At 37.2% G+C, this 11,913-nt stretch carries 8 protein-coding genes and 2 pseudogenes; 4 read left to right on the forward strand and 6 right to left on the reverse strand.

All coding sequences use genetic code 11. The annotated features are described in order from the left end of the window. Positions 1–445: 445 nt before the first annotated feature. A complete protein-coding gene (locus tag F6K22_RS15370; protein WP_293099229.1) occupies positions 446–1,333 on the reverse strand; it encodes a phosphate/phosphite/phosphonate ABC transporter substrate-binding protein in 888 nt (295 codons plus the stop codon). A 170-nt stretch (positions 1,334–1,503) separates the two neighbouring features. Between F6K22_RS15370 and F6K22_RS15375 the strand changes: the two genes are divergently transcribed. From F6K22_RS15375 to F6K22_RS15385, 3 genes are all read left to right on the forward strand, one after another. Continuing rightward, positions 1,504–4,026 (forward strand): 5'-nucleotidase C-terminal domain-containing protein, encoded by a 2,523-nt coding sequence (locus tag F6K22_RS15375; protein WP_293099232.1) that lies wholly within the window; start codon positions 1,504–1,506, stop codon positions 4,024–4,026. A gap of 679 nt (positions 4,027–4,705) precedes the next feature. Continuing rightward, entirely contained in the window at positions 4,706–5,041 is a 336-nt protein-coding gene (locus F6K22_RS15380) for a hypothetical protein (RefSeq protein ID WP_293099234.1), read from the forward strand. A 609-nt stretch (positions 5,042–5,650) separates the two neighbouring features. After that, on the forward strand, positions 5,651–6,934 hold the full coding sequence (locus tag F6K22_RS15385; RefSeq protein WP_293099236.1) for a PEP-CTERM sorting domain-containing protein: 1,284 nt from the start codon (positions 5,651–5,653) through the stop codon (positions 6,932–6,934). Positions 6,935–7,617: 683 nt separating this feature from the next. Here the strand turns inward: F6K22_RS15385 and F6K22_RS15390 are convergent. Then, positions 7,618–7,932, reverse strand: a complete 315-nt coding sequence (locus F6K22_RS15390; RefSeq protein ID WP_293099239.1) for a Mo-dependent nitrogenase C-terminal domain-containing protein — start codon at positions 7,930–7,932, stop codon at positions 7,618–7,620. Positions 7,933–8,428: 496 nt separating this feature from the next. Here F6K22_RS15390 and F6K22_RS15395 point away from each other — a divergent pair. Continuing rightward, positions 8,429–8,698, forward strand: a pseudogene (locus F6K22_RS15395) (zinc ribbon domain-containing protein); the annotation flags it as partial. A 49-nt stretch (positions 8,699–8,747) separates the two neighbouring features. On the opposite strand, the gene F6K22_RS15400 reads toward F6K22_RS15395, so the two are convergent. The 4 genes and pseudogenes from F6K22_RS15400 to F6K22_RS15410 all read right to left on the reverse strand — a co-directional run bounded on the left by F6K22_RS15400 (position 8,748) and on the right by F6K22_RS15410 (position 11,750). Further along, complete coding sequence (locus F6K22_RS15400) at positions 8,748–9,167, reverse strand: peptide chain release factor 1 (protein WP_293099241.1); 420 nt, start codon at positions 9,165–9,167, stop codon at positions 8,748–8,750. Positions 9,168–9,923: 756 nt separating this feature from the next. After that, entirely contained in the window at positions 9,924–10,454 is a 531-nt protein-coding gene (locus F6K22_RS15405) for a DUF4168 domain-containing protein (protein WP_293099243.1), read from the reverse strand. Positions 10,455–11,060: 606 nt separating this feature from the next. Then, positions 11,061–11,291 (reverse strand): annotated as a pseudogene (locus F6K22_RS42110) (zinc ribbon domain-containing protein); the annotation flags it as partial. 51 nt (positions 11,292–11,342) lie between these two features. Further along, a complete protein-coding gene (locus F6K22_RS15410; RefSeq protein ID WP_293099246.1) occupies positions 11,343–11,750 on the reverse strand; it encodes a transposase in 408 nt (135 codons plus the stop codon). Positions 11,751–11,913: the final 163 nt, after the last annotated feature.

Here is an 11,913-nt window from a genome sequence, read left to right on the forward strand (position 1 = left end):
TATATAGAACTTTTTACCTAATACCAATTCACTTTAAAGATGTCACAAATAGTTTCAAACTTTAAATGTCAAATAATTGCCTCAAACCTTTCTCTTGTCAAAGTTTTTAGCCTATCCAATCTAACTTCAGAATCCAGAATTCAGAATTCTGTGAAATGGTATAATACCAATTGCCAAAAGTAATGCTATACTTCAGCTTTACTTCAGAAGTCAAATAGTTACCAAGATTAAAAGTCTGTTTTTGACAATTATTAGTCGGTTAGTATGAGTTTTTCCTACTTTTAACCTCTCCCCTCACCTCCCACACTTCCCACACTTCCCCACCCAATCATATATAGCATTCTTTTTGAGAAATGGTATAACTCAAATCTAATAATTATTGTGTTTAACTTGTTCTTAAAATAACACTTGCCAAAATTAAAATTTACTTGTGAATAACGATAGATTATTGTGCAATTAAATCCCCTTCTCCGATCGCCTGATAAACATCACGAATCAAATCGTAATCAGTATCATTAGCAACTACCAGTTTAGAACTCTGATATTTATTTGTAGATTTTCCCTTTGCCAAAGCTATCACTAATTGTTCTTGATTATTAACAATAATATTTTTATACTCTTCAACTACCTGAGAATTTAGTTTATTACTAACAATAATTACATCACTAGGTAACAAAGCAGTTTTAGCTATGATCGGAAAATCATTTTCTGATGCATTCTCTGTTTTGAGGAAAAAATCATAGTCTGAAGTAGATCCTCCCCACGCATCAACCTTTCCTTGTTTAAAACTTTCTAGACTACCATCATCTCCCAACATCAGAATTTTCAGATCGGACTTAGGATCTAATCCTGCTTCCATCAGTAGTTTCGTTACCCCCAGATGACCACCTGTAGAACCGATATATGACATCCCTATAGTTTTACCTTCCAGTTGAGCAACAGATTTAATCGGACTATCAGCATTAACTATAATCACAGAATGATAATTAGGGCGAGTCACTGCAATTAAAGGTATTGCATTTGTCCGAGCATTAATCACAACATATTCCGATGGCCCAGCTAATACCAAATCTACTTGATTCAACTGTAAAGCTGCTGTAGCTGCGATATAACTCTCAACTGGAAAAAACTCAATTTTTGTTCCCAATACTTTTTCCAGAACGGCACGAAATGGCTCATAATCACGCAACTTTTCCTTGCCAACAACATCCGTCACTGCAAATCGAAGTTTTTCTGGTTTCTTCCCTATTTCCGAGTTATTAGTATTATTTGTTATTGCAGAACAACTGGTAATAAAGAGTAAAGTATATTCAATAAAATTACGCCGTTTCATACTTTTGTTCCACTCTAAATTTAGCTAAATTACTCAGCTACATAATAACATTATTTATAAGAATATGTTTTTTTAACTAACCCTTAACCTAATGGCAAGCTTTTTTTAAATATTACTTAATTCTGTGAGGATATTATAGGCAAGAAAAATCTTTAAATTTCCCGGAATACATGGAACCAATTCAACTACAAATTCTTCATGCTGCTGACCAAGAAGGTGGTATACCAGCAATACAAGATGCTGTAAACTTTTCTGCAGTTATAAACGCTCTAGATGATGATTTTGAGAATACTCTAAAATTATCTTCTGGAGACATTTATATTCCCGGACCATTCTTTAATGCTAGTGATGAAGTTTATGGCGAACCAGGAATTGGTGATATTTTAATTAATAATGCTCTGGAGTTTCAAGCAGTTGCTTTTGGTAACCATGAATTTGACCAAGGAACAGAAACTATTGCTAATCTCATTGCAGCAAACCCAGAAATTACAGGACCAGGAATTGGTGAGGATGGTTATCTAGGTACTCAGTTCCCCTATCTCAGCACCAATATTGACTTTGGTCCCGATGAAAATCTTGCTGGTTTTGTTGTAGCAGACGGTGGAACACCCGAACCCAATACAATTTCCGGTAGTATTGTTATTGAAGTAGGTGGAGAAGAAATAGGTATTGTCGGTGCAACAACCCCTACCTTACCTTCCATTGCTTCCACTGGTGATGTTGTTGTCTCACCCACAGATAGTGATGATATTGAAGCTTTAGCTGAAATTATCCAAGAAACAGTAGATGAATTAACTGCCACAGGTATTAACAAAATAGTTCTGCTGACACATATGCAGCAGATTAGTATTGAAGAACAATTAGCAGAAATTCTGACAGATGTTGATGTGATTATTCCTGGCGGTTCCAATACTCTTCTTGCTGCAGAAGACGACATTCTACGAGATGGAGACGAACGTGATGGTCAATATCCCCTGGAATTTACATCTCCTAGCGATGAACCTGTATTAGTCATTAATACCGATGGCAATTATAAATATGTCGGTCGCCTCATCGCTAACTTTGACGAAAATGGCATCATTACCAGTTTTGATGAAGATTTAAGTGGTGCTTATGCTACAGATGATGAGGGAGTTGACCGAGCTTTTGGGGAAGATGTCGAGCCAGAAAATGAAGCTGACCCCACAGTAGTAGCTGTGACAAATGCTATTAATGAAAATATTTCTGACAGAGATGGCAATATTTTCGGTGCCACAGATGTATTCCTCAACGGTACAAGAGGAAATGTCCGCACCGAAGAAACTAACTTAGGAAATCTCACAGCAGATGCAAATCTATTTATTGCTCAAGAATATGACTCTGATGTGGTAGTTTCCATTAAAAATGGTGGTGGTATTCGCGACAATATCGGTCAGTCATTTATTCCCCCTGGCGGTACTTCCGATGACTTAGTGCAGTTACCACCTGCTGGAAACCCTTTTGTAGGTAAAGAAGAAGGGCAAATTTCCCAGCTAGATATTGAGAATACCCTCCGCTTCAATAACGAACTAACTCTACTAACAGTTACAGCAGAAGAACTCAAACAAATTATTGAGCATGGTGTAGCAGCAACCGCAGATGGTGCAACTCCCGGTCAGTTTCCTCAAGTAGGTGGTATTAGCTTCAGTTTTGATGCCACTCAACAAGCTATAGAATTTAATGAAGATGCTGATGGAAATCTTACAGGTGTTGCAACTGATGGAGAGCGCGTCAGGAGTCTGGCAATTATAGATCAAAATGGAGCGATCGCCGATGTTGTAGTTCGCAATGGTGAAATAGTTGGAGACTCAGACCGAGAAATTCGCCTAGTCACTCTCAACTTCCTTGCAGGTGGAGGCGATAGTTATCCTTTCCCACTGTTTGGCGAAAATGAAGTTGAATTGGTAGATGAAGTTTTGCCAGCAGATGCAACTAACAATGCTAACTTTACAGATAACGGTTCCGAACAAGATGCTCTAGCTGAGTTTCTCTCAGAAAATTTCCCTGCTGATGGCAACCCTAGTTTTACGCGTCAAGATGTTCCTCCAGAGGAAGACAGACGGATTCAAAATTTGTCTGCGCGTCAGGATACAGTCTTAACTATTCGAGGAAATGGTGATGATGGTCGCCTTGTTGGTAGTGGTGCTGAGGATACTATTATTGGTGGTACTGGTAATGAATCTCTGTTTGGTAGGGATAGCGACGATCTATTGCAAGGTCGCCTTGGTTTTGACCACTTGTTTGGTGGTGATGGTGACGATACTCTAAATGGAGGCCAAGGACGCGATCGCCTCAATAGTGGACCCGGAGATGATGAAATGACTGGTGGTGCTAGTATTGACTATTTTATCTTTAACACAAATCAAGCTTACAGTCAAGATGATTTAGGTGAGGATACTATTACTGACTTTGATGTGCAGCGGGATATTATTCTGCTAGATAGAACAACATTCACTGCTATTGAGGATGGAGCTAATTTTAACGAGATATTTGCTACTGTCACCAGTGATGCTGCTGCTGCTATTAACGATGTAGCGATCGTTTACAATACCAATAACGGTAATCTATTCTATAACCAGAATGGTAATGATGCAGGGTTAGGTAGTGGCGGTTTATTTGTCACTCTGGATAGTGGACTTACACTTGACGCTGATAATTTTGTATTTAGAGGATAAAATTATTCTTCTTCCTAATATTGGGCTGAGAGCAATACTACGAACAGGCTCGTAGTTGAACTTTAGTCCTTCTTCTGAATATCGGGCTGAGAGCAATACTACGAACAGGCTCGTAGTTGGACTTTAGTCCTTCTAAAATATCGGGCTCTTGCCCTACTACGAACAAGCTCGTAGTTGGACTTTAGTCCTTCTAAAATATCGGGCTCTTGCCCTACTACGAACAAGCTTGTAATTGAACTTTAGTCCTTCTAAAATATCGGGCTCTTGCCCTACTACGAACAGGCTTGTAGTTGGACTTTAGTCCTTCTAAAATATCGGGCTCTTGCCCTACTACGAACAGGCTTGTAGTTGGACTTTAGTCCTTCTAAAATATCGGGCTCTTGCCCTACTACGAACAGGCTCGTAGTTGGACTTTAGTCCTTCTAAAATATCGGGCTCTTGCCCTACTACGAACAAATGTACGAATATAGTCAACTTACAGCCCAACAAAAAGCAGAAATAGTTCGGCAAAGACTCGCTAATGGTTATCCTGCTTCATAAAACTGATACAAAGCGTCAAATAACGTGACAAATTGATGTTTACTTCCTGCTTCTACTGAGGCCGTCGGCGGTTACTCATCCACAGGCATTGACGGTTAAGCAAACCGCATATTATCAGTCTATACTTACATTTAAGTCTTTGTCAATAAACATCAGAAAAAAGTCCTCAAACCCTCACTGCGCCATTCCTAGTAGGGAGCGGGATTTCTCACGTCAGTGGAATTTAGAAGATAATTTGACTGGTAAAGTTTGGCATTCTTATTCTGACCGTGGGATTCGTTCAGAACGTCATTATTATGCAACACTGAATTATATTCACTATAATCCTGTAAAACATGGTTATGTTAATTCTCCTTATGATTGGCAAGAAAGTAGTGTGCATTGGTATTTAAAATATGAAGGTAGAGATTGGTTAAGAAGTTGTTGGATAGAGTATCCATTGAGGGATTATGGAAAAGGATGGGATGATATTTAGTAATAGCTCGTAGTTGGACTTTAGTCCTTCTTCTGAATATCGGGCTAAAGCCCTGCTACAAACAAGCTCGTAGTTGAACTTTATTCCTCTGTTGTTAATATCGGGCTAAAGTCCTACTACAAACAAGCTCGTAGTTGAACTTTGGTCCTCTGTTGATTTTGGGCTGAAGCCCTACTACGAACAGGACACATTAACTGTCTGCCACATACAATATTTTTCCTTTAGAAAATAGATAAAACAACTTTTCATCTTTATTTTTATCTCTACAAATCAATCTATTTTCCTCTCTTCAAAAAAAGCTTTCGGGATTCATTTAAGTGATATCGCTTAACCACTACAAAAAATAAGCCATTTAACCTATATTTAGATAATTTTAATCAGTATTATCACTATTTTTTCTATTTTATTTCAATAAAAATATATCAGAATAAATACATATTTATATTGTTTTCGTAAAGATATACCTTGATATATTGCGCTTTTTATAAAAATTGTGCATGATGGTAAATGAAAGGTAAACAAGGGGAAGTTGAATATAAATATTCTGATTTCTTCTCTATATTGCATAAATTAAAAATTACAACAAAACAAACAAGTAGAATAATGATAATGAACAAGACTTTTTCAACTTTAATAGGCTCTTCTATATTATGTAGTGCAGCTTCCATGCTGATGATGGCTCCAGCACAAGGTGCTGCTTTTGTTGCTGCTAATTGTGCAGATGGTGGTGTTACTTACAATGGTATCGGAGATATATCTTGTACAAATCAAGAAAATAATGCAAATCCTACTCAGGCAACAAACTACTTGAACGGTGGTGTATTTAGTGGGATTGACAATTGGATTTTCGATTCCAAAGTTGAGGGTACTAGCGGTAATACTAATAACTTTTTAGGCTTTGAGATTGCCTCAAATGGTACATGGGGTTTTAGCAACACTAATTACACAGGCCCAATTGTTCTAGAACTTAAAGGTTCCACTTTTAGAAGTTATCACTATTTTGACAACATTACAGGGGCAAACAGCCTACAAGGCGAGTGGGATATGGCTGGTGTAGCAAAAAAGAAGAAAGGTAGTGGCAACCCAGGGTTATCTCACGCTTCTCTATTTTATGTAGATAACGGCACAACAAGTGGTGGTACAACAAGTGGCGGCACAACAAGTGGTGGTACAACAAGTGGTGGCACAACAAGTGGTGGCACAACAAGTGGTGGCACAACAAGTGGTGGCACAACAAGTGGCGGTACAACAACTGGCGGTACAACAAGTGGTGGCACAACAACTGGCGGTACAACAAGTGGCGGTACAACAACTGGCGGTACAACAACTGGCGGTACAACTACTAGCAGCATTTCATGTGACGATACCAATGCTACAGGTTATCTCAGTTGCAATGGTTCTTATCTAGGACAGAATGACTCTAACTCTAGTGAATTTCAGGCAGGAGGCGAATTAGCGGAATGGAAGTTTTTGGATAAAGTAGACAGTGATCAAGGTGGAACGGGGGATGTTTATGATTTCTGGCGTTATGACCTCGATCCTGGTGAAAATAATCAGGGAACTTGGGACATTGTAGATATTGTGGCATTTGAACAGTACTTGGCAAGTGAATGGCAATTTGATCCTACTACACAGGACTACGAAATTGGAATTGTTACTAAAAGTGGTGGTAACCAGAAGGGTGGTTTCAGTCTCTATAATTGGGGAGATCAGACTTCTGGTGACTGGGATACCTTTGGTACAACTGATAATGGTAAACAGATTTCTCACATTTCCTTGTATGCAAAGTTCACAGCTAAACCTAAAGTCCGCGTACCAGAACCTAGCAGCATTGCAGCTTTAGCATTCATCGGTGGTGGCATGTTCCTTTCCCGTCGTCGTCAGTCTCACTAAGAAATTTTCTTGAACTATAATTGCATCTACTATAAATTCTAAAGTTGGAAAAAATGAAATTCCCATAACTGGGATTCTCCTAAAAGCTAAACAGGAGAATTCTAGTATTTTATTGTTTGTATATTCATAGCATTTCTGGGTTTTCTTGTCTGAAGGGGTGATATCAAATTTGGATAATTATTATAGCCTAGTCATTGCGACGGTCACTCCATGGAAGGAAGCAATCTCAGGGGTGATGCGAGATTGCTTCCGCTTCGTCGCAATGACGACACCGGATTCTATATTATAGGAGCGGGGGCGGGTTGATCTAAATAATTGCTAACACCATTAATTTAACGCGGAACCCGCCCCTACTATTCTAACCAGGCTTGAGATTTGGTATAACCTGTAATATCATGTTCGGATAATCACTAACTATAAAGTCATTGCGAGTGGAACGGAGTGGAAGGAAGCAATCTCGCCCAACCCTGAGATTGCGTCCTATTGTCGCAATGACAACTATTCAACCGGATTTGATATGACTCCTCCAATTCAAATAATTTTAATTATGACCAGGTACTTATATAATACCAAAAAACCCAATTTCCTCCTTGAAACTGGGCTTTTATTACCATACTTAAATATTATTTAGATACTGATAAAAACAAAATAAAAAGCAAACAATTTAAAATCAGAAATAGATTTCAACAGTAACTTGTAATATCCTCTCCACAAACATCCGCCAGAAAAGTTAAAGCCCTAAATCTTAACCCAATAAATTGGTCGTACAAAGGATTAAGTTTACACATAGGAGGAATGTGAACAAGTAGATGTCCGAATAGTTTTACATCTCTCTCAAAAGGACATTGAGCTGGAATTAATTGACATAACCAATGTGCCATTTTGGGATTGTTTACTTCTACAGCATCAAGATATTCGCGAACAGGTTGTAGTAGCTTATCTAAATAGTTATGATGGGCTGGAGCAACTTCTGGTGAAATACTTGTAATGGAACTCATAATCAGATAATCCTATATAAATTTAACTCTATCAATATATTTCTACTTTAACTTTGATGTCACCCCATTGCATAGTTAAATTGGCCTTTTTTGATAAACTTTCACAATTGCTTTAATTTTTTACCCTACTATTGTGAAGATTCGATTAAGTATTTGAATTTGTGTTTCAAATCACTAGCTTTTATTAAAAAAATTTGTTAATCAAGACATTAAATAATTGAAACCTAAAAAACAATTATTATCTATAAAATTTAGCAAAATCTTTAGTAAATTTACATAAAAAAATAGTTATAGAAAAACTTAAATTAGGCAAATTGTTATCTACTATACTGAATTTTTATATTATCTGAATTTTATGATATTATTTGGAAAAATATGTCGGTCTAGATCGCAATAATTTAGGGTTGCTGAATAAATGTATGATATTCAGGAGTTAGGTGTCAGGAGTCAGGAATCATATCAAATCCTGCTCTAAAAACCACCTTTAGAAGCAAAGGCAGAAAAATACGGTCGTGATTTCAGAATAATTAGTCGTTGGCAGCCAACATCACAAAAATGCTCATGTTGTGGTTTTCGTGGAGGCAAATTATACCTTCAGGTGCGAGAGTGGGAATGTCTCAACTGTGGCGATAAACATGATAGAGAGCAGAATACAGTAATAAACATATTAGTCGCGGGCGGGCAGTCTGAGACAAAAAACCGACGTGGATACAAGCGTAAGACTAGCGTCAAGGTAGCAGTAGTCAATGAAACGTCAACCCGCTGAGGAAGCTCACGCTCGGTTGTTTCCCCGCGCCTTTAGACCGGGGTGGATGTCAACGTCGCCAATAAGGTCGCCCTTTCCAGAAAACTCCTACAGCTAAACTTATTAATGAAGCTTTAGATGCACTTAGCAATATAGAAGGCAAAGGGAGGAAAGACTTTAATAATAAACCAATAAATAAACATAAAACTAGCGCCCAAAGACTAGAATTATTCAATAACCATTCTTTCTGCCACCATTCCAATAGATAAACTGCTAATGCTCCCATTCCTACTGCTACCCCTATGGGTATTAAAACTCCAAAAATAGGAGATGAAAATAACATATTCAATGGTTTCAGAATCACAAAAAAATAAGTGAGACTGAGGATTAATAATACTTCTGAAGCTACTACTGTCAAAGTAGCAACCAAACTTACTAAAGATAGTTCTTGCCAAGGTAAATTTTTTAAACGTTGCCAAATATTATTCATTAGTTTATAGTTTTTTGTGGGATTAGAAAAATCAGGTTAATTTTAAATTATACCAAATAATTAGTTATAATAAAGTAGGTTATGTCATGTCCGGTTGAATAGTTATAATTAAAGTTTGTAGTAGGGCTTGAGCAAAAAGTATGCATGGGGCTGAGAGCTATTCTACAAACAAAAACTTTTTTGATCGCTGATTATCCGGACATGATATTAGTTGTGCTGTCGCGTAACCCAAGAAAACCTTGCTTGTATTGGGTTGCTTCTAAGGAAGGATAAGCTTTCCTGCCCCCTGGGTCGGAGCTACGCTAAGGTTATGCTGCGTAAACCCTAACACTTCGTTCTACCCAAACTACAAACTGGTAATTTTTTATGATAAATATTTAACCAAACATTATATTACCGAATAATTAAGTTTTAAAGCCTCTCACTCGCCGTGGAGAAACAAGCGGTCGAGGGATGGCGAGGTCTCCTCGCCATATCCAATCGACCAAGAGAGAAAAAATTTTCATTATTAGTCAATCAATTCCGTTTTCTTTCGAGAGGTAATTGTTAATAATTAATAATTAATTATTAATTGTTAATTATTAATTATTGAAAATTGAAATATGACTTACGCGAAGAAACCTGGTTTCTACTATAAATCTTATGTTTGAACAATTGAACAATAGACCTCTAGGAAAAAACCTGGTTTCTAAGTTACTATGGGTAAATTCTGTTCCAGTAAAATCCTCTGTATTACTATTCCCAGGAAGTGATTGATTAATTACCAGTTTGTTGCTGAATACGAATCAATTCAGTTTGAATTTTTTCTCGCAAAGTTGGATCGGTTTTTTGAGTCATTGTAATTCGATTAAACCGAGAAACTGTCAAATCATTTCCTTCAATAATTTTTTTAGCTTGATTGCAGTAACTAACAGCAATTACCTGAATATTTTGTGGTAAAGTATTAACACTGCTTTTCTGATTACAAATAATCGGCGGTACAGACCCACCGGGACTTTGTTTTTGAAATTCATTTTGAATTTCTCTATATACTCCTATTCTCAAGTTCTCAATTTGTAAGACCGAAACAGCATACTTTGTTATTTCTTCCGCAGTTACTGCTTGATCTGTGAAAGATTCTTGAGCATAAGCCGGTGTATCAAATATAGGATTTAATGATGGGTTTGACACTCTAGGTATTATACCCATCATTAAGCCTAATGTAGACAAAGTTACGACGAATAAAGACCGGGATATCAGTCTCTGGGGGCATAGTTGAATATTACAAACTAAAGCTTTAATGTTCATACTTCCGATCAAGAATAAAAATTAAACTACCTAAATTATTTAGAATTATTTTAATGTAAGAAAGTTCCCATTTAATTAAGGGTATTTAATGAAAGTAGAGAAAATTAAAGTGACTTAATATACAGGATATTATCTCTAGTTTCTGCCAAAAAATTTATTGACAGGAACTATATAGTTGATTTAATCAGTATATTTGAAATATTTAATTTTTCACAGTTTTGCTTTAAGAACTAAAATAAGCTGGTAAAATATTTAACGAGTGCTAATTCTAGATACTGAAAATCGATAAATTTTATCACCCTAAAGAGAATCCCCAGGGCTTTTTATTTGGGCCAATAGTAACCACAATTATTGTAGTAGACTGACACAGCTAAAACTGTGCAATAGATTTTTGTTTCTAGGTGTCTTTTTCTCCCCACCCTCCCCACACTTGCCACCCTTCCCACACTCCCCATCTAACGCACTATTTAAGGTCTGTCGGTCCAGTAGTAGTAATTAACCCAACCTTGGCTGATATTTTCACTGCTTCATAAAACCAATATAAAACGTCATAATATGACATTTTACTGTTTACTTCCTGCTTCTACTGAGGCCGTCGGCGGCTACTCATCCACAGGCATTCACGGGTCTTGCCCGACCGCATCTCTCAAATTTATACTGGCGTTTAAATCTCAATAAGATTGACAACCCACATTCAGGGCAATCATACGTTCTCAGGCTTAATGGCATATCTTGGACATGACCACACCTGCAACAAGTTTTTGATGATGGGAAAAACCTGTCAACTACTACTAACTCCGAACCGTACCATTGACATTTATATTTAAGCTGTCGCCTGAACTCATAAAATCACTATCTGCTAACTGATTTTCGCCAGCTTATGATTGGCTAACATACCGCTGACATTGTCATACTTCTATAACAACAGTGCCGTGGTTTTTGGCACTTGTTTGTTGTCAATTTATGAAGTGCGTTTCTACGGATGTTAGCTACCTTTGTGTGTAGCTTGGCTATCTTTAACTGTGCCTTTTTATAATTAGCAGAACCAATAATTTTCTTCCGGTTTCGGTATTGACATCTAGAGAGTTTAGCTTCAAATTTATGGTACGATCTCACACTGTCAAATACTTTTCCATTACTTAATGTAGCTAAGGTTTTCACACCTAAATCTACACCGATAACATCAGTTTTTTTGGCCGTGGTTATGCCATTAAATTCATAGCTACAACTGAGATACCAATCACCTGCCTGTCTACTAATAGTCCTGCTTTTTAGTTGTTGCTTCAATTGGTTCATAAGTTTTCACAACACCAATAAAAGGCAATTTATGACACCAACCATCAAGTTCTATTGGTTTTCGGTGAATTATCAATTGTGAAAGAATCAGACCTACCTTTCTTTTTAAACTTTGGGTATTTTCCTAATCCTTTGAAAAACATGAGTAAACGCTTCACCTAAG

The organism is Okeania sp. SIO2F4, assembly GCF_010672385.1.
GTDB lineage: Bacteria > Cyanobacteriota > Cyanobacteriia > Cyanobacteriales > Microcoleaceae > Trichodesmium.

What these genes read in the sequence shown, in the direction of transcription:
- F6K22_RS15400 (WP_293099241.1), bottom strand. Translation starts at nt 9,167, where the DNA reads ATGAATAATATTTGGCAACGTTTAAAAAATTTACCTTGGCAAGAACTA.
- F6K22_RS15370 (WP_293099229.1), bottom strand. Translation starts at nt 1,333, where the DNA reads ATGAAACGGCGTAATTTTATTGAATATACTTTACTCTTTATTACCAGT.
- F6K22_RS15390 (WP_293099239.1), bottom strand. Translation starts at nt 7,932, where the DNA reads ATGAGTTCCATTACAAGTATTTCACCAGAAGTTGCTCCAGCCCATCAT.
- F6K22_RS15405 (WP_293099243.1), bottom strand. Translation starts at nt 10,454, where the DNA reads ATGAACATTAAAGCTTTAGTTTGTAATATTCAACTATGCCCCCAGAGA.
- F6K22_RS15385 (WP_293099236.1), top strand. Translation starts at nt 5,651, where the DNA reads ATGAACAAGACTTTTTCAACTTTAATAGGCTCTTCTATATTATGTAGT.
- F6K22_RS15375 (WP_293099232.1), top strand. Translation starts at nt 1,504, where the DNA reads ATGGAACCAATTCAACTACAAATTCTTCATGCTGCTGACCAAGAAGGT.
- F6K22_RS15410 (WP_293099246.1), bottom strand. Translation starts at nt 11,750, where the DNA reads ATGAACCAATTGAAGCAACAACTAAAAAGCAGGACTATTAGTAGACAG.